Origin of the sequence: Ignavibacterium sp., from assembly GCF_025998815.1 — a bacterium.
Classification (GTDB): Bacteria; Bacteroidota; Ignavibacteria; order Ignavibacteriales; family Ignavibacteriaceae; genus Ignavibacterium.
In genome coordinates this window covers 2049805-2068363 of the sequence record NZ_AP026678.1, presented here as the reverse complement: position 1 = coordinate 2068363, position 18559 = coordinate 2049805, and the positions used below count along the sequence as shown (strand labels likewise).

Genomic DNA, 18559 nt, shown 5'->3' with positions numbered 1-18559 from the left:
TTATGAAAAGTCTAAATCAAAATTTTATAAACCGGTTCTTAAAAATCTTGGCTCTTCAAGGGTTAGCATAATAGAAATTCTATGTGAATCTGGCAGACGGTCAATTTCAGATTCACTGAATCTTGCAAATGAATAATCTATGTTTAACTTCGGAAGTTTTACTCCGGCACCAACAGTGAACTGCTTAACATCATTATAACCACCACGGACATAAATCAAATTCTTAAAAGTATATTCAAGTCCGGCGTGCATATCAAAACTTACCGGACCAAGATTAAACTGAGAGGCGAATCTTCTGTTTTCAAAACGCACATCGAAATCAAGAGCAGGCATAATGTAACCGCCAAGAAATTCAGTTAATTTGTAAGCTCCACCGATTTTAAGAGTAGGTGATACCAACTCATTTCTTCCGGTACTCCATGCAACAAGTGTTGTTGTAGCATCCTGAAGATTTGCACCAAGAAAAAGATTTTCCATCGGTGTGTAGAAAGCACCGACATCAAAACCGATTCCTGTAGCACTGTATTCTGCTAAAGTTCTTCTGATAACTTTTGCATTAACACCCCAATAAAAATTTGATTCCTGTCTTTTTGCAAAGGTTAAGTAAAATGCCCAATCCTGATTGCTGAATTCAGTAATTCGTCCGTAGTCAAGTCTGTCATCTCTGATGTCGATTACTCCGTCACCATTAGCGTCATAAAGTGCATTTCGTGTATCGGGAATTCCATCAACACCTAATCTCATAACGCTTAAACCAAAGCTCATATCTGTGCTGAATGGAATTGCTACTGCTCCGTAGTCATAGTTAACAAGGTTGCCGAATTGTTCGGAGTGCATCAATGCAATCTGAGGATAATTTAAATTTGCTAATCCTGCAGGATTGTAATAACCGGATGTTACATCATTTGCAACTGCCACAAATGCACCACCCATTCCTAAAGCTCTTCCGCCAACACCCAAAGCCATAAATTCTCCTGCATATTTAGCGAAAACGGTTTGCGCATTAATGGTTGCAAATGTAGAGAAAAACAGAATTAAGATTAAAATTATTTTTGAGCGCATAAATACTCCGCTATTTATAAGATTTTCGTGTTGAGAAAATCAAGAAATTGAGTTTTAATGTCAAGTCTATTTTATCGGCAATTTTCAAAAGAAAAAACTGATTAAGAGCAGATTCACTTTTACAATAAAAACCTTTCTCAGATAATATGAGAAATTTTATTTGAAGTAAAAATCTTTTGCGACATCACTTTGGACAATGCAAAAATTATATCACAAAAAAACCTGACGCCGATAAATCGGGTCAGGTTTAACAGAAATATCTAAAACGCTATTTAACTTTTCCTTGAGCAGCGACTGCTGCAGTAGCTTTTGCGATTTCCTCCTGATCACCAAGATAATAATGCTTAATTGGTATTAAGTTTGCATCCAACTCATAAACCAATGGAATTCCTGTTGGAATGTTCAACTCAACTATTTCACTATCCGGAATGTTATCAAGATATTTTACTAAAGCACGCAAACTGTTTCCGTGTGCAGTAATCAAAACTTTTTTACCAGATTTTACCATCGGTGCTATTGTCCCTTCCCAATAAGGAACGAAGCGTGCTACAGTATCTTTCAAACATTCTGTTAAAGGTAATTCAGATTCTGAAAGTTCTTTATAGCGTGGGTCGTGTCCGGGATATCTTGGATCAGATTTTTCCAAAGCAGGTGGTTGAATGTCATAACTTCTTCGCCAGATTTTAACTTGTTCTTCACCGTATTGTTTAGCTGTTTCTGCTTTGTTTAATCCTTGCAGAGCTCCATAATGTCTTTCATTCAGTCTCCAGTGCCTGATAACAGGAATCCACATTAAATCCATTTCATCAAGAACAATCCATAAAGTTCTTATTGCTCTTTTTAATACTGATGTGTAAGCAATATCAAAAGTATAACCTTCGGATTTAAGAACTTCACCAGCTTTTTTAGCTTCCTCTTTCCCTTTATCGGAAAGATCAACATCTGTCCATCCGGTAAAACGGTTTTCTTTGTTCCAGATACTTTCTCCGTGGCGTAATAAAACTACTTTGTACATATTTCACTCCCGAAAAAATTTCAAAATATTTTTACAAAAAATATTACAGATAAAAATCAGTTATATTGTTATAAGTCATATTTTAGGTTAAACTTTTGTCAATCCAATTTTAACAACTATGAACCCAACAATTCCAGCAATCAATGAAGCTGTCAAAACACCTACTTTAGCAATATTCAATAGCTCTTCTGTTGGAAATGCTAAGTTTGCAATGAATAAGGACATTGTAAATCCAATGCCTGCAAGAATTCCTGCTCCATACATTTTAGTATAATTAACACCTTCAGGTTTGGATGCAAGTCCAAGTTTAATTGCAAGAAGCGAAAAACCGAAAATCCCGAATTGCTTTCCCAAAAAAAGTCCAAGTATAATGCCTATACTTATTGGATTTGTTAAAGCATCCGTAAAGCCAGAACCAATTGTAACTCCTGCGTTTGCAAGTGCAAAGACAGGCATAATAAAGAATGCAACCCAGGGATGAAGAAGATGTTCAAATCTTTGTAATGGAGTTAATATTTTTTCACAGTTTCCCTCAATTGACTGTACGAGTGTTAATCTGTTTTCATTTGTCAAAACATTTTCACCGTGTTCACCTGATTTTTCAAATTCATCTAAAAGTTGTTTTGTCTCAGTGGTAAACTTGCGGGTATTGATTCTTGAGGAAACAGGAATTGTAAATGCTAGTAACACTCCGGCAACTGTTGCGTGAACGCCTGATTCAAGAAATGCCAGCCACAAGGCAATTCCCATAATTGTATAAACAATCAAGCTTCTTACACCAAGCCGATTAAAAACTATTAACAATAATATTATAGCTGCGCCGATAATTAACGCAGTGATAGAGATTTCAGCAGTGTAGAAAATTGCAATAACTAATACTGCTCCGATGTCATCCACAATTGCAAGAGCCAGAATAAATATTTTTAATGAGAAAGGAAATTTTGGACCGAGTAGTGCCATAATACCAACAACAAAAGCAATATCGGTTGCCATTGGAATTCCCCAACCAGCAGCGCCTTCTTTTCCACCATTGAAATAAAAATAAATCAAAGCAGGTAATATCATTCCACCAAGAGCACCAGCAACAGGCAAAGCTGCTTTCTTGGCTGAAGAAAGTTCTCCAACCAGTAGCTCTCTTTTAATTTCAAGTCCCACAACAAAAAAGAAAATTACCATTAGTCCATCATTAATCCAGTGATGGAGTGAATGCTTTAATACATATCCACCAAAATCAAAAGTTAGATATGTATGCCAAAGATGATGATAAGAATCTGCAAAGGGTGAATTTGCCCAAATCAATGCAATGATTGTGCAGATAATCAGAATAATTCCGCCTGATGTTTCGGCATGCATAAATTCTTGTATTGGACTTAATATTTTTTCAATTGGAGATTTTTTTTCATTATTTATCATTATTTCCTCGATTGTTTAATTATTACTACTAACTTTAAACTCATTTAGTTCAATTTTGGGAAAAATTAATTAACTAATCTTCTCTTCAACGCTTTTAATTTTTTCTTCCATTGTTTGTTCACGATCTGTTCTGGTTCCTATTCTTACATTTGTTGAAATTCTTGGAACTCCCATTTGATGAAGGTGTTCGTGACATTTCTTAATTGCATTGAATACTTCATCCCATTCACCTTCTATGTTTGTTCCGTTTGCGTGAAGAGTTGACTTTAGTCCTGCAGCTTTAAATATCTTTTCACATTCTGCTACATATTTAGAAAGTGATAATCCCACTCCAAGGGGAATTATTGCAACATCAACAATTACTTTCATTTTTCTGCTCCGCTTGTTAATACAAATTTAAATAAATATTGGATTGGATGGGAATAAAAAGATTTAAATCAGTCCCGCTGTTTTCAGAATTAAAATTCCTACTGCGATTGTAAACACTGAACCAAGTGTTGAAATGAGAATTATATTCCCGGCAAGCTTACTGTTTGCACCCATTGCTTCAGCCATAATGAAACTTACAATTGCAGTCGGACACGCAAAAAGTATAAACATTATTCCAAGATCAATTCCTCTGTATCCTATAAAATAAGCTGTTGAAGTTAGAATTAAAGGAATAAGAATTAGTTTAATGAAGGATGAAGTGAATGCAAGGGTTGATGCTTTTTTAATTTGTTCGAGATTTAATGAGCCACCAATTCCAATCAATGCAAGTGGAAGTGCGAGGTCTGATAAAAAATTTCCTGTTGTAATTATTATTGACGGAAGTTTAATTGCAAAGTAAGAAAATGGAAGTCCTACTATTACAGCAACAATCAGTGGATTTAAAAGTATTTCTTTTATGATTGGATTAAAGCTTAATTGATTTGTTTGTCGAAGCGGAACAGTCAGAACAATTACTGCAAGAACATTGTATAGCGGAAGAATAAATGCAAGAATTATGGCAGCTTTACCTAAAGCAGATGTTCCGAATAAATTTGAGATTATGGCGAATCCAACTATTGCAAAATTACTTCTGAAAGCACCCTGAATAAAAACACTTCTGTCTCTTCCATCTTTAATGAAAGGAATACTAATCAACCATATTAAAATAAAACTCGCAATTGTTCCGATATATATAAAAATTATCTGTGGAAAGTTTATCGCTTTACTTAAATCCATTTCAGCAATCTGCATAAAAACCAATGCCGGAAGGGAGACTGAAAAAACAAATTTAGAAGTTACATCAACAAAGTTCTCATTGATGATTTTCATTTTTTTAGAGAAATAACCAAGTGCAATAATTAAAAATACCGGGGCAACAATGTTAGCTGTAAAAAGTATGTTGTTAATCATTAAATATAATTTTGTTATCTTTAACTAAACAAAAACGGTTTTTGATGAAACATCCAATTGAAGAAATTTTTGAAGACAAAATATTAATCAAAAAAATTCAGGCAAAATTACCTAAACTTTTCCAAATTGCTGAATTGGAAAGTCAAAGAGCTGGTAAGATTGGGATGGAAGTAGGATCCGTGAGAGAAAGAATACTTGTTGCATTATTGATATATAAATTTGGTGAAGAAAATGTTAACAATGAAATTCCTATAACCGAATCGGAGACCGATGTAATTGTAAAAGGTTTCCCTTTATCGATAAAGACTAAAACGGGAAATAGTCTATCAGGAATAAAATCAATTTGGACTGTTGACCAGGAAAGTATAAAATCATATTTAAAAAATTATGAACCTCATATGGCAATTCTGCTAGCACAAATTAAATGGAATGATAGGGGAAACTTATTTTTTATTCCTCTTGAGACTCAAATTAAAGTATTCAAATCATTAAATAGAGAAAAATTTTTTAAGATTTACAGAAAAGGAACAAATCCTCGAGGAGTTGAATATTCTGAAAAGGCAATGATAGCGATGATAGAAGATAAATCGACAAGATCAATCGATATACAATGGAAGAAAGAAGACATTTATTATAATCCTTTCAAAAGATGGGTTGAATTATGGGCTCAGGAATGAAAGTAAAAGTTAAAAGTACAGTAACATCAAAATTCGGAACATCGGGAAGAATCAATCACGATTCATCAGCATTTTATAACAGTAGATTATATGAAGAATTAAAAACAGATTTTGATCTCGAATATTTTGAAAATCAAATCAGTCCCGACAAACTTAATAAGGTTTATTGTAAATCCAGTGAAGAGATGCATGAATTACCTGATAATTCAGTACATCTGATGATAACTTCTCCTCCTTATAATGTGACCAAGGAGTACGATAAGGATTTATCTCTAAGCGAGTATTTAGATTTATTAAACAGGGTCTGGAAGGAAACTTACCGGGTTTTAGTTCCTGGGGGAAGAGTTTGTATAAATGTAGCCAATCTTGGTAGAAAACCATACATACCTTTACATAGTTATATTATTGACTCAATGCTGGAAATTGGTTTTTTAATGAGAGGTGAAATTATATGGGACAAGGGCTCAAGTTCCAGTGCTTCTACAGCTTGGGGTAGTTGGTTATCTGCAGCAAATCCTGTTTTGCGTGATATTCACGAATACATTTTAATATTCTCAAAAGGGAATTTCACTCTTCCAAGTAGAAATAAAAAAAGTTCGATTACTAAAAACGAATTTTTGGAATACACAAAGAGCATCTGGAAATTCTCAGCTGCTTCGGCAAAACGAGTGGGACATCCAGCGCCTTTCCCCGAAGAACTTCCAGCAAGACTTATAAAATTATATTCCTTTGAAGATGATGTTGTTTTAGACACATTTGTTGGAAGCGGTACAACATGCATTGCTGCATTAAAATTAAAAAGAAATTATCTGGGTTACGACATAGTTGAAGAATATGTTAAACTAGCAAATAAAAAACTGGAGGAATTGAAAAAGCAGGGTAATTTATTTAGGTAATTTTCTCTGCTATTCCTTCATACATATAGCCAACAATTTTAGGGTCACGTTTCATATAATAATTTTTCATTTCAATTATACTTAATCCCGATAAAGAAATAATTGAGGAAATATTTCTGTTCAGATTACATCCTCCAGCCCAAATGTTCTGAATTGGATTTAATATATGCTGAAGTTTTTGTGTAAAAGGTTTGTCTGCAAGTCCGTGTTCGAGAAAATAATATCTTCCTTTGGGTTTAAGCACTCTGTAAATTTCCTTAAGTGCTAACTCAACATTTTTAATGCTGCAAAGTGTGTAAGTTGAAACCACTGCATCAATACTGTTTTCTTCGAAAGGTAACTTTTCAGAGCTTTGATGTATGAGTTGAACTCTAATCTTACTGTTAGATATTTTTTTCTCTGCTTGCTTTAGCATTCCTTCATTCGCATCAATGCCGATAATGTGTTTTACATTCTCGGGATAGAATTTAAGATTTATCCCGGTGCCAAATCCAATTTCAACAACATTTTCTTCAGTTACTTTACTTAATAAATTTTTCCTCCCTTCATTAATTTGTTCTGAATCCATTGAGAAGTCATAGAGGAATGGAATAATTACTTTGGAATAGAAACCCATTATTCTGCTTTCAGTCTTTCAATTAGTTGAACGAATTTTTCAGGAACAGAAGTCAATTTATTTTTCTTATAATCAAAGAAAGCAATTCCTGTTTTACCAATTGCAATAACATTCCTATTTAGCTTGTTGGTTGCACGATAGAAAAAATCACAGCCGACTTTATGAAAATCATCAACAGTAAGTTCAACTGATAGAATATCACCATAATATCCTTGCGATTTGTACTGAATTGCCGCATCAGTCATTATGATGCTGCTACCATCAATATCAGTTTCCGAGTAACCAAATTGATTTAAGAATCTTATTCTTGCTTCCTGAAAAATTGAAAGAACAGAATCGTTTCCAAGATGCCCACCGTAATTGATGTCTGATATTCTCAAAGGAATATCAGTTTTGAAAATAAATTTTTCCGGCAAATCAATTTTTATTCTTGGCATATTTAAAATTCAATTAAATGATTTGATAAACTTCGATTGGTTCTGACTGACCTTTAATTTTAACCTGAAAATGTCTGACAGGTTTTAATCCATCCAGATTAATTCTTTCGAATACAGCTCTTGAAATCAGAAGTTCTGAATTAAATTCTTTATTGAGTTGTTCTAATCTGGCTGCGACAATTACAGCTCTTCCTGTAATGGAATATTGTTTCCGGTTTTCAGCTCCGACATTTCCTGTAACTACTTCTCCTGCATTAAGCCCGATTCCAATTTTAGTTATGGGTATATCACCATTTTCATTTTTTTCTCTGATAACTTTATGAATCTCAATTGCAGCGTTCAAAGCGAGCTGACAGTCATTTTCGTGTTCGATTGGTGCGCCGAAGATTGCCATAAATCCATCACCCATTATCTGAGTTACAATTCCTTTATGCTTATTTACAATTTCAATCAGCGGTGCGAAAACTTTATTCTGATATTCAATAATTTCTTCCGGTGATTTATTCTCAGCGAACAAAGAAAAATTTCTGATGTCAAGAAACATAATGCAGGCAAACCTGGTTCTGCTTACAATTTCAGTTTGATTATTTAATATATCTTCAACAATCTCTTTCGATACCATTTGTCCGAAGATGTGTTCAATTTTATTTCGCTCTTCTCTCGTTTCAAAATATCGTAATAAAATCTTCTTTACCTGATTTGTTACCATTGCAGCAATAAAACCACTTAGTGCAAATAACAAAGCTTTACCTAAATACATCGGAAAAAATTGTAAAACGGGAGAAATATTTTTTGTTGTGGAATTATCAAGTAAAATCAAAGAAAGTATTGTGAATTCAATAGCTGCAATTAGTCCGCTGAAAATACTTAAGTGTGCATCAAGCTCAAGAGCTGAGAGAAAAATTATAATAAAATAAATTGATGAAATCGGAGTAAGTAATGGATACACGGATGGAATGAAGAATGAATAAAAATATAAAACAATAGTTGGTATACTTATCTCCAGAAAGATGTTTACATATCTAAAAAAGTTAAACCAGCCAAAACCAAATTTAGTCCAGTGTTTTACAACTTTGTTTAAGATTATTGTTCTAAGCAGTAAGAACAAAATCATTCCGGCAGTAATCAGGAAAACAAAAGTGCTGCTGTAGGTTGGTTTGAATTCTTCGCTATAAACCAAACCGATAATAATTATTACGATCAGCATTACAGTAAGAACAAATGCAAGAATTTTTGCGCGGAGTTTCTCACTGCTAACAAGTTCCTGAATTAATTTTTCATCCGGAATTTTTTTATCAATTCCCAGATGATCAAGCAATCTGTTAAGTAAAAAGTCTTTATAAGAAGCCATCAGTTTAATCTAATCTTCTTTGAAATCTTAGTGAACTGAGAACGAGAATAAAAATACCCATTATCAAAAGTACGAGAGCATTGATCCAGAGTTCAGAAAATCCAAGCCCTTTTGAAATTACTCCACGAATTATATTAATAAAATATTTAAGTGGAATTATATACGAAATATACTGAATTATTTCAGGCATGTTTTCTATCGGAAATGCAAAACCAGATAAAAAGACCATCGGCATCATTACAGCAAAAACTGCGATCATCATTGCCTGCTGTTGTGTTTTTGAAATAGTAGAAACAAACAATCCTAATCCAAGAGTTGATAGTATGTAAAAAAATGCGGAAAGAAATAAAAACGGAATGCTGCCTTTAACCGGAATATCAAAAACAATTCGCATTGCTGTTAATACAATTACAATAGATAGGAATCCTAACAAGATAAATGGTACCAGTTTTCCAATAATTATTTGATAAGGTTTTAATGGAGTTACGATTAATTGCTCCATTGTACCGATTTCTTTTTCTTTGACAACTGCGAGTGAAGTTAGTAGCAATGTAACAACACTTAACAATAATCCCACGATGCCGGGAACCATATAATTTCTTGTTTTTAATGTTGGGTTGTACCAAACTCTGATTTCAGGAGAAATACTACCAACCGGGATTATAAGATTTCCACTTTTCTGCATCAATTGGAATGAAATATTTTTAGCAAATTGTAAAATGATCTGCTGAAGATATCCTGCTGCAATTGATGCTGTGTTACCATCAGCCGCATCAAAAATCGCCTGGAGTTTGGCTGTTTCTTTTCTATTTAAACTTTTCTCAAAATCGTTTGGGATAACTAAAGCCACAATAGCTTTGTTGTAATCTAAAGACTTTGTTACTGATTTGTAATCATTCACATAATCCTGAATTACAAAGTAACCTGATGAGGTTAATTCTTCCACAAGTTTTCTTGAAGTTGAAGATTTATCCTGATCAAAAACAACCAGTTTGATTTTTTCGATATCAAGATTTGCAGCATAACCCAAAAATATTAATTGAATAACAGGTGCAATAAGAATTATCCCAAACATTTTTGGATCTCTTTTGAACTGCCGAAATTCTTTTTTTATAAAATTCAAAATTGATTTCATATTGATTCCATTTTCTTTCGGCTTATGATTGTTCCAAGAGTTAATGGAATTAAAGCGAAAATAAGCAGATAAATTATTTGCATAAAATAAGATTCAACACTAACACCTTTGAGCATTATGTTCCGAAGAATTACGATGAAAAACTTTGCAGGTGTAATGTTAGTCAAAATCTGTACTGCGAAAGGCATATTATCAATCGGGAAAATAAATCCCGATAAAATTACTGATGGTAATAGTGAAATAAATGTTCCCAAAGTAAAAGCAATCTGTTGTGAATCAGAAATAACTGAAATAAAAATTCCAAGACTTGCTGATGAGAATAAAAACAAAAGAGTTGTAAGAAATAACTCGAGAAAACTTCCTTTCACTTCAACTCCAAATAAAATATAACTTGCTAATAGAATAAATGCTGCATTAACAAAAGCAATGATCAGATAAGGAATAATTTTCCCGATTAAAAGTTCAAGTGAATTTAATTGCGAAACATTTAATTGTTCCTGTGTTCCTCTTTCTTTTTCACGAACAAGTGTTAGAGAAATAGAAATGACAGAAGTGATTAATAAAATCATCGAAATCAATCCTGGTACAAGAAATCTCGTTGTCTGTAAAGATGGATTGTACCAGAAAATTGGTTCAACAGCAATTGGTTGCTGAGTATTAATTCCCAATCGTGAATAAACTTGCTGTGAAATGTTATTACTCATTTCAAAAGTTGCCATCGAAACATAATTTTTTATTATTGAAGCTGTGTTTCCATCCACACCATCAATAAGAAATTGCAGAGTTACATCCTGTCGAGAAAATATTTTTCTTGAAAAGTCATCAGGAATTACAAGCACACATTGTGCGGCTTTTACATCAAGTATTTTGTCTGATTCCTGAATGCTGTTCAGATACGCAACAACATCAAAGTATTCGGAATTCTTTAATGAGTTTACAAGTTCCCGACTTAGGTCAGATTTCTCCTGATCGTAAACTGCTAATTTTATATGCCTCACATCAAAGTTAATTGCATATCCGAAAATCACCAGTAAAAACACCGGAAAGAAAAATATTACAAACAAAAGTCTGAAATCTCGTTTAAGTTGTCTTACTTCTTTCTTTGAAACTGCAGCAATGAAGTAAAGAGAATTTAAAAATTTATTTATGATATTCATTTCTTATCTACCAGATGAATGAATACATCTTCAAGTGTTGGCATTACTTCATCAATTCTGTAAACAGTAATTGAGTGAGATGTCAAAAGATTTATTATCTGTTCATTACTAAGAAAATTATTATTAACACTAATGTGAATGTTATTACCAAAAATATTTGACTCATCAACAAAGTTTTGTTTTGATAGTATCTCAATTGCGTCTACAACTTTATCACATTCAACTTCAAATATTTTTGATGTTATATATTTTGCTTTTAGTTCTTTCGGATTACCTTCTGCTATAAGTTTTCCGGCATCAATCAAAATGATATTATTGCAATACTCTGCTTCTTCAAGGTAATGAGTTGTTACTACGATTGTTGTTCCATCTTCCGAAAGAGAGTTAATAAGCTCCCAAAAACTTCTTCTTGCGATTGGATCAACTCCGCTTGTTGGTTCATCAAGGAAAACAATCTCAGGTCTGTGAATAACTGCCGTACCAAGTGCAAGTCTTTGTTTAATTCCACCCGGAAGTGAATCGGTTAGAAAATTTTCTTTACCAGTTAAATCCGCAACTGAAAGTACCCATTTTTTTCTTTCTTCAAGTTCTTTGTTTGTTAATCCATAAATTCCACCAAAGAAATTAATGTTTTCTTCTACAGTAAGATCATTGTAAAGAGAAAACTTCTGCGACATATAACCAATTTGCTGCTTAACTTTTTCGGGCTGATTCATAACACTGTAACCACCAACAATTGCATCGCCTGAAGTAGGTTTTAATATTCCGCATAACATTCTTATTGTTGTTGATTTGCCGGCGCCATTTGCACCGAGAAACCCGAATACTTCACCTTTTTTAACAGTAAATGAAATTTCGTTTACTGATATAAAGTCACCAAATTTTTTAGTAAGATTTTTTACTTCTATGCTATTCATTTGTTTATCAGATGGATAAAAACATTTTCAAGTGAAAGGTTAACTACACGATAACTGATTAATTCAATTCCATTCGACGAAAGAATTTGTTTTACCTTTTTGATTACCTCTTCAGTTGATTCTGCAATAAGATTTATTCTGTCACCGAAAATCTGGATTTCAAATCCTTCCATTGCTTTAAGAATTTTATAAGATAGTTTTATATCACTTGTAATTATTTCAACTGATTTCTTACCAACAGAATTTTTTATTCTCTCTGGTGTATCAAGACTAATGATCTCTCCTTTGTGCATCAAAGCGACACGATTACATCTTTCTGCTTCGTCCAGATAAGGTGTGGTCATCAGAATTGTAATCCCTTCTTTAATTAAACTTGAAAGTATTTTCCAGAAATCTCTTCGTGAAACAGGATCAACACCTGTGGTAGGTTCATCAAGAAAAAGTATTTTAGGTTTATGAATCAAGCTGCACGCAAGCGCCAGCTTCTGTTTCATTCCACCGGAAAGCTGATCTGCCAATCGATTTCGAAACGGAGTTAATCTTGTAAAATCCAAAAGCTCATCTCTTCTTGAATGAAAATTTTTCACATTATGAATCTGTGCAAAGAATTCGATATTCTCATCTACAGTAAGATCACCATAAAGACTAAACTTTTGAGAAAGATATCCAATGTTGTTTTGAATTTCTTTTCTGTTATCTAGAATATTTTTCCCGAAAAGATTTACCTGACCGTCATCAGGATTCAAAAGTCCGCATAGAATTTTGATAGTAGTTGTTTTACCGGCTCCATCAGGACCAACAAGTCCAAACATTTCACCTTCTTTTACTGTAAGCGATAGGTTATTAACAGCGATTAATTCTCCGTAGGACTTAGTCAAACCTTTAATTTCTATTATATCCATTTTAAAAATCTTAAGATTTCACTTTTGCAATTTGATAATCGCGTCTGCCGGAATACCGGATTTCAGTTCATAATCAGGATTATCAATTTTTACTTTAACTGCAAAGACAAGTTTAGTCCTTTCTTCTTTCGTCTGAATGTTTTTGGGAGTAAACTCTGCTTCAGGTGAGATAAATATTATTTTACCTTTATAAGATTTATCGGGAAAAGCATCCACTTTAACATCAACTGCCTGACCAAGTTTTATCTTTGGGAGATCTTTTTCATTAACATAAACCATCAATTCAACCTGCGTTAAGTCGGATATTTTTATAAGTGAAGACAGATTTGTAACTGTTTCGCCCGTCTCAACAAACCTTTTAACAACTACACCACTGATAGGTGCAGTAACAAAACAGTCATTTAAATTCTTTTTAATCAGTTCAACATTGGCTTTAAGTCTTTCAACATTAGCCATTACCTGCTTAAGTTCTTCGGGTCGCGAAATGTTTTGAATCTTTGAGTAATTTTCTTTTGAGGAATTAAACTGAGCAAGTGCTAGTTCATACTTTGCAACTGCATCTTCATATTGTTTTTTACTTATGGATTTTGTCTGATAAAGATTTTCAAATCTTATTTTGTCATTTTGTGCCGTCTGAAGATTTATTTCTGATTGTTTCAATAGTTGTTCTGCTTGCTGAATATCTTCTTTCCGTGCACCGTTTCTGACCAATTCGTATTGAGCTTCTGCTGATAATAATAATGCCTCTGCTTCCCGCAATTTTATTTTATAAATAATCGGATCAATAATTAATAATGTATCTCCGACTGAAACTTTATCTCCCTCATCTTTGAATATTGAAATTACTTCTCCGTTTACCTTTGAAGAAACAGTTACATTCGTTGCTTCGATAGTGCCTGTAACTTCTATTAAATTTTGATTGTCTTCAGTACTACATCCAGCAAATAAACTAACAGTTAAATAAAACAGAAATAAAAATTTTATGTTTTTCATTTGATTACCTTTGGAAAAATTTTGTCAAAAATCTTCTTGCCTTTTGGAGTTAAAATCCCATTAAATAAAATCTCAAAAGAATGAATAAAAGCTTCTTTATAGTTAAACTTTTGGTGATAAAGAAAATCAGGATGAACGACTGAACGAATGGTATTTACAAAAATGTGAATGATAAGCTCAATTGGTTTCTCAATTATGATTCCTTCAATCTGACCTTGTTTTATAATACTACCTAAAGCTGTGAAAGCTCTTTTTGTTCTGAACTCGTCTATTTCTTTCCACAATTCAGGTGTATGAATTTGAAGGTCTTTCAACCATTTTTCAGAAAACTTTACAACAACGCCAGCCATTACTTCAAATAACATTATCACTTTTGTTAATGAGTCATTCTCTGATTTTATAATCTTTTCAATTTTATCGCTCACTTCATTCATAAGTTTTAAAGCCACAGCTTTAACCAGATCGTCTTTACTTGAGAAGAATTTGTAGATTGTCTTTTTGCTTATTCTTAATTCACTGGCAATCTGGTCAACGGAGACAAAGTAAAAACCATCCTGCAAAAATTTTGAAGTGCAAAACTGAATTATTTTATCCTGCTCAGCGGAGTTTTCCGTTTTTTTAATCCTAGCCATTGGAAACTATTTTCGTTTTATTAGTTTCCAAATTAAATCAGTGTTGAATGAAAAACAAGTCTTTAGTTGAATTAAAAAAAGATTGAGACAAACATCACTTGCTTGAAGCTGAAATAAATTATTTCTATAATTGAACAGAATATTTTTGAGGGTGCTATGAAATATCATTTTATCTTTTCCTTCATTCTTTTTCAGTTAATAATTTCTTTCTCTGTTTTTTCACAATCAAAAGTTGATACGGATATTGAAGCTGCATTGACAAATGCCCGTAAAGGGATATTCTGGGGATTGATGAATATTCCGGTGAAGAAAGCGAAGCTTGAGAAATCATTGATAAATAATGATATGTTGATAGCCAAAGTTAAAATTGCAAAAGAACTGAATGGTGTAAAAATCGAATCAACAGGTTATAACAACACAAATGAAGTAACAATTGTACTTTATCGGTCTGCAGATAGTTTAATAAAAGATGGATATATCAAAAAAGGCGATCTGGAAATCTATTCTGATGATGAGTAATTATTTTAAAGAAACCACTTGACTTATTAATTAATTTTTTGTAACTCTGTAACAGAAATTACAATATTTGTTAAAATTGTAAGCAGAGTTACAAATGAATCCTTCCCGTTTGATAGAAATTTTTCTTCAGGTAATCAGAATAAATGCATTGAGCGCTAATGAAAAACCTCTGGCTGATTTCATTAATTCCTTCCTCTCGCAACTCGGTTACAAAGTTGAATTCGATGATTCTGCAAAATTCACAAACAGCAACACTGGTAATTTAATTTGCAAAGTTGGGTCCGGTGGCGATTTTGTTCTTACAGCTCATATGGATACTGCTCGACCAACTGAAAATGTAAAACCAGTAATCAGGGAAGACCGTATTACTTCATCAGGTGATACTGTGCTTGGTGTTGATAATCGTGAAGGAGTTGCAGTTCTTCTTTATACTCTTGAAAAAATCGCTTTAGATAAAATTTCCGTGAAGGATTTTACAGTCGCATTTACTACCTGTGAAGAAACAACTTTATTTGGTTCAAAATATCTTGGACTAAACGGAAACATAAAAAAGGGATTTGTATTTGATTCCGGTTATCGCCCAGGGAGTTTTATTTATTCAGCTTGCGGTGCAATCGGATTTAATCTTAAGATCTTTGGAAGAGCATCACATTCCGGAATCGCACCTGAAAAGGGAATCAATTCACTTCTTATAGCTGCTAATGCAATAACAAAACTTCCACTTGGAAGAATTGATGAAGAAACTACGATGAACATCGGGACATTGAAAAGTGGTTCGGCTGTAAATGTTATTCCCGAATTAACTGAAATGGTCGGTGAAGTTCGTTCATTCAATCTTGATAAGGCAGAAAAATATTTCAGACAATTGGTTAACACTTTTGAAGATGAAGCTAATAAACTAAACGCTCGTATTGAATATGATTATTTCTGGGATTTCAAACCTTATACTATCAAAGAAAACTCTGATGTTTATAAAGAGATTGTAAAAGCACTAACTAAAGTTGGGTTAGTACCCAATCCCAAAATTTCTCTTGGTGGTAGTGATGCAAACTCACTTAACGCAAATGGAATTGAATCTGTGAATATTGGGATTGGTGCACAGAATCCTCATTCAAATGATGAGTTCGTTTATATCGAAGATTTAATCAAGTCAGCAGAAATAGCGCTTGAACTAGTTAAGAAGGATTGACCTATGAAAAAAATTTCTTTGATAATTATAATTGTTTTTTCTTCAATTATTCTATCTCAAAATAAAGGTTACCTGGTAATAATTGGCGGCGTTCACACGATTGAAACTTCTAAGAAATTTATTGAACTTGCTGGTGGTAAAGATGCTCGGATAGTTATCATTCCAAACGCCGGGTCAAATCCAATTAAAAACAGCGAACTTCATAAAAAAGAATTCGAAGAGCTTGGTGCAAAGGCAGATTATCTTTTATTTACAAAAGAAACTGCTGATGCTGACTCAAATATTAAGAAAATGAATTGGGCTAATGCTGTCTATTTTCTTGGAGGTGATCAAAGCGATCTTACGCGAGATATGCTTGGTACAAAACTTCTTGACAAAGTTTTTGATATTTATAATAATGGAGGTGTTGTTGGTGGCTCAAGTGCTGGTGCTGCAGTTATGAGTGAAGTAATGATAACCGGCAATGAATTGATGAATAAAGATTCAACTTCGGCATTCATTTCAATTCAAAAAGGGAATATTGAAACAAGCAAGGGATTTGGATTCATTAAGAATGCAATTATTGATCAACATTTTCTTAAAAGGAAAAGACACAACAGATTAATTACACTTATGTGTGAACATCCTGATTTGCTTGGAATTGCTATTGATGAATCAACTGCGATAATAGTAAAACCAGATGAAACATTTGAAGTAATTGGTAACAATCAGGTTTTGGTTTATGATCCTACTGAAGCAAAAAATATCAGAGAGGATAAAAGAGGAAATCTCGGAATTACAGGAATGAAAATGCATCTTCTGATAAGTGGTGATAAATTCGATTTAAAATCAAAAAAAGTTATTGAATGACAGAACAGAAGAGAAAATTCCGTCTTAGAGTACCAAACACTTATTTGTTGATTTTCTCACTATTGGTACTAATTGCAGCATTGACCTGGATTATTCCTGGTGGAAAATATGAACGAATGCTTCTTAATGGAAGAGAAGTTGTAGTTCCGAATTCCTTCAAATATGTTGATAGTCATCCACAGGGAATTTTTGATTTATTCATCTCACCACTGAAAGGATTTGTAGAAGCAGGACTCATTATCGGCTTTGTTCTTATCGTTGGTGGTGCATTCAATGTTCTTGCAAGAACCGATGCAATAAACTCATTCATTAACAAACTTGCAAAAGCATATAAGACATCAAAGTTGTTACAAAATCTCTTCATTCCGGTTTTATTGCTTATGTTTTCTCTTGGCGGTGCAACTTTTGGAATGAATGAAGAAATAATTCCTTTTGTTTTAATAATCGTTCCGATTTGTCTTGCACTTGGATATGATTCAATTGTTGGTGTTGCAATTCCGTTGATTGGCGCTCACATAGGTTTTGCTAGTGCATTCTTAAATCCTTTTAATGTCGGTATTGCTCAGGGTATCGCGGAAGTTCCTCTCTTCTCCGGAATTGGTTACAGAATGATTTGTTGGGCAGTATCAACATTTGTAGCAATACTGTTTCTTTTATGGTATGTAAACAGATTGAAAAAAAATCCTCGAATCAGTCCAATGTATGAAGAAGATGAGATCAGAAGAAAGAACGAACACTTTGATGTAATTTATAATAATGATAATCATTTCTCGCTAAAGCATAAAGCTGTTCTCATAACATTTGTTTTATCATTAGTGCTACTTGTAGTAGGTGTTGTTGAATTTCACTGGTACATTGAAGAAATAGCCGGAATGTTTTTTATAATGGGAATTGTAGTTGGAATTATTGGTGGATTAAAAAGTGATGATTTAATTAAAGCGTTTGTAGATGGTGCTAAAGATCTTGTCGGAACTGCTTTAATAATTGCTTTGGCAAGAGCAACCCTTGTCTTGTCGAGAGATGCAAACATTATTGATACAATTCTTTATGGATTATCTCCGTACATTGAATCTTCTTCACCGATTTTTGCTTCACAAAAAATGTTTATAGTACAGGCAATAATTAATTTTTTCGTTCATTCAGGAAGTGGACAAGCAGCACTTACAATGCCTATTATGGCTCCGCTTTCAGATCTTGCAGGTGTAACCAGACAAACAGCAATACTTGCTTTTCAGTTTGGTGAATACACGAACATTATAATTCCTACATCAGCAGTAACAATGGGAGCTTTATCAATGGCTCGCGTTCCCTGGGATAGATGGGCAAAATGGGTTTTACCTTTAATGATTGTTCTTTTTATTCTTGGTTTTATTTTACTTATTCCACCAAACTTATTCGGATGGCATTAAAAAGGATTTA

General features: G+C 33.2%; 20 protein-coding genes. 6 read left to right on the top strand and 14 right to left on the bottom strand.

Going from position 1 to position 18559, the window contains the following annotated elements:
• Positions 1–24 precede the first annotated feature (24 nt).
• The 5 genes from Q0X14_RS08950 to Q0X14_RS08930 all read right to left on the bottom strand — a co-directional run bounded on the left by Q0X14_RS08950 (position 25) and on the right by Q0X14_RS08930 (position 4870).
• A complete protein-coding gene (locus Q0X14_RS08950; RefSeq protein WP_297837251.1) occupies positions 25–1062 on the bottom strand; it encodes a PorV/PorQ family protein in 1038 nt (345 codons plus the stop codon).
• Positions 1063–1330: 268 nt separating this feature from the next.
• Positions 1331–2077: a 2,3-diphosphoglycerate-dependent phosphoglycerate mutase gene (gene gpmA / locus Q0X14_RS08945; RefSeq protein WP_297837249.1), complete on the bottom strand. Its 747-nt coding sequence runs from the start codon at positions 2075–2077 to the stop codon at positions 1331–1333.
• 87 nt (positions 2078–2164) lie between these two features.
• Entirely contained in the window at positions 2165–3490 is a 1326-nt protein-coding gene (nhaA, locus tag Q0X14_RS08940; protein ID WP_297837246.1) for a Na+/H+ antiporter NhaA, read from the bottom strand.
• A 69-nt stretch (positions 3491–3559) separates the two neighbouring features.
• Positions 3560–3859 carry an MTH1187 family thiamine-binding protein gene (locus Q0X14_RS08935; protein WP_297837244.1) on the bottom strand — a complete coding sequence of 100 codons (300 nt, stop codon included), beginning with the start codon at positions 3857–3859 and terminating at the stop codon, positions 3560–3562.
• Between the two features lie 63 nt (positions 3860–3922).
• On the bottom strand, positions 3923–4870 hold the full coding sequence (locus Q0X14_RS08930; protein WP_297837241.1) for an AEC family transporter: 948 nt from the start codon (positions 4868–4870) through the stop codon (positions 3923–3925).
• 44 nt (positions 4871–4914) lie between these two features.
• Between Q0X14_RS08930 and Q0X14_RS08925 the strand changes: the two genes are divergently transcribed.
• Positions 4915–5547, top strand: a complete 633-nt coding sequence (locus Q0X14_RS08925; protein ID WP_297837239.1) for a ThaI family type II restriction endonuclease — start codon at positions 4915–4917, stop codon at positions 5545–5547.
• The gene (locus tag Q0X14_RS08920; RefSeq protein ID WP_297837235.1) at positions 5532–6443 is read left to right on the top strand and encodes a site-specific DNA-methyltransferase; all 912 of its coding nucleotides are present in this window, start codon (positions 5532–5534) and stop codon (positions 6441–6443) included. Before Q0X14_RS08925 ends, Q0X14_RS08920 begins: the two co-directional genes overlap by 16 nt.
• Here Q0X14_RS08920 and Q0X14_RS08915 read toward each other — a convergent pair.
• Genes Q0X14_RS08915 through Q0X14_RS08875 form a run of 9 tightly spaced genes read right to left on the bottom strand, consistent with a single transcriptional unit; the run spans position 6436 to position 14583 of the window.
• The gene (locus Q0X14_RS08915; RefSeq protein WP_297837233.1) at positions 6436–7059 is read right to left on the bottom strand and encodes a class I SAM-dependent methyltransferase; all 624 of its coding nucleotides are present in this window, start codon (positions 7057–7059) and stop codon (positions 6436–6438) included. The genes Q0X14_RS08920 and Q0X14_RS08915 overlap by 8 nt on opposite strands.
• The gene (locus tag Q0X14_RS08910; protein ID WP_297837231.1) at positions 7059–7496 is read right to left on the bottom strand and encodes a thioesterase family protein; all 438 of its coding nucleotides are present in this window, start codon (positions 7494–7496) and stop codon (positions 7059–7061) included. Before Q0X14_RS08910 ends, Q0X14_RS08915 begins: the two co-directional genes overlap by 1 nt.
• Positions 7497–7509: 13 nt before the next feature.
• On the bottom strand, positions 7510–8847 hold the full coding sequence (locus Q0X14_RS08905) for an adenylate/guanylate cyclase domain-containing protein (RefSeq protein WP_297837229.1): 1338 nt from the start codon (positions 8845–8847) through the stop codon (positions 7510–7512).
• Positions 8848–8851: 4 nt separating this feature from the next.
• A complete protein-coding gene (locus Q0X14_RS08900) occupies positions 8852–9982 on the bottom strand; it encodes an ABC transporter permease (RefSeq protein WP_297837226.1) in 1131 nt (376 codons plus the stop codon).
• The gene (locus Q0X14_RS08895; RefSeq protein ID WP_297837223.1) at positions 9979–11139 is read right to left on the bottom strand and encodes an ABC transporter permease; all 1161 of its coding nucleotides are present in this window, start codon (positions 11137–11139) and stop codon (positions 9979–9981) included. The genes Q0X14_RS08900 and Q0X14_RS08895 overlap by 4 nt, the downstream gene beginning before the upstream one ends.
• Positions 11136–12056 carry an ABC transporter ATP-binding protein gene (locus Q0X14_RS08890; protein ID WP_297837221.1) on the bottom strand — a complete coding sequence of 307 codons (921 nt, stop codon included), beginning with the start codon at positions 12054–12056 and terminating at the stop codon, positions 11136–11138. Before Q0X14_RS08890 ends, Q0X14_RS08895 begins: the two co-directional genes overlap by 4 nt.
• Positions 12053–12958, bottom strand: coding sequence for an ABC transporter ATP-binding protein (locus tag Q0X14_RS08885; protein WP_297837219.1), 906 nt, complete (start codon positions 12956–12958; stop codon positions 12053–12055). Before Q0X14_RS08885 ends, Q0X14_RS08890 begins: the two co-directional genes overlap by 4 nt.
• 18 nt (positions 12959–12976) lie before the next feature.
• On the bottom strand, positions 12977–13951 hold the full coding sequence (locus Q0X14_RS08880; RefSeq protein WP_297837216.1) for an efflux RND transporter periplasmic adaptor subunit: 975 nt from the start codon (positions 13949–13951) through the stop codon (positions 12977–12979).
• Positions 13948–14583, bottom strand: a complete 636-nt coding sequence (locus Q0X14_RS08875; RefSeq protein WP_297837213.1) for a TetR/AcrR family transcriptional regulator — start codon at positions 14581–14583, stop codon at positions 13948–13950. The genes Q0X14_RS08880 and Q0X14_RS08875 overlap by 4 nt, the downstream gene beginning before the upstream one ends.
• A gap of 156 nt (positions 14584–14739) precedes the next feature.
• Between Q0X14_RS08875 and Q0X14_RS08870 the strand changes: the two genes are divergently transcribed.
• The 4 genes from Q0X14_RS08870 (at position 14740) to Q0X14_RS08855 (ending at position 18549) form a co-directional block, all read left to right on the top strand.
• Positions 14740–15102: a hypothetical protein gene (locus tag Q0X14_RS08870; RefSeq protein WP_297837210.1), complete on the top strand. Its 363-nt coding sequence runs from the start codon at positions 14740–14742 to the stop codon at positions 15100–15102.
• Positions 15103–15196: 94 nt separating this feature from the next.
• The gene (locus tag Q0X14_RS08865) at positions 15197–16291 is read left to right on the top strand and encodes a M20/M25/M40 family metallo-hydrolase (RefSeq protein WP_297837208.1); all 1095 of its coding nucleotides are present in this window, start codon (positions 15197–15199) and stop codon (positions 16289–16291) included.
• Positions 16292–16294: 3 nt separating this feature from the next.
• The gene (locus Q0X14_RS08860; protein ID WP_297837205.1) at positions 16295–17140 is read left to right on the top strand and encodes a cyanophycinase; all 846 of its coding nucleotides are present in this window, start codon (positions 16295–16297) and stop codon (positions 17138–17140) included.
• Complete coding sequence (locus Q0X14_RS08855; protein ID WP_297837203.1) at positions 17137–18549, top strand: YfcC family protein; 1413 nt, start codon at positions 17137–17139, stop codon at positions 18547–18549. Before Q0X14_RS08860 ends, Q0X14_RS08855 begins: the two co-directional genes overlap by 4 nt.
• Positions 18550–18559: the final 10 nt, after the last annotated feature.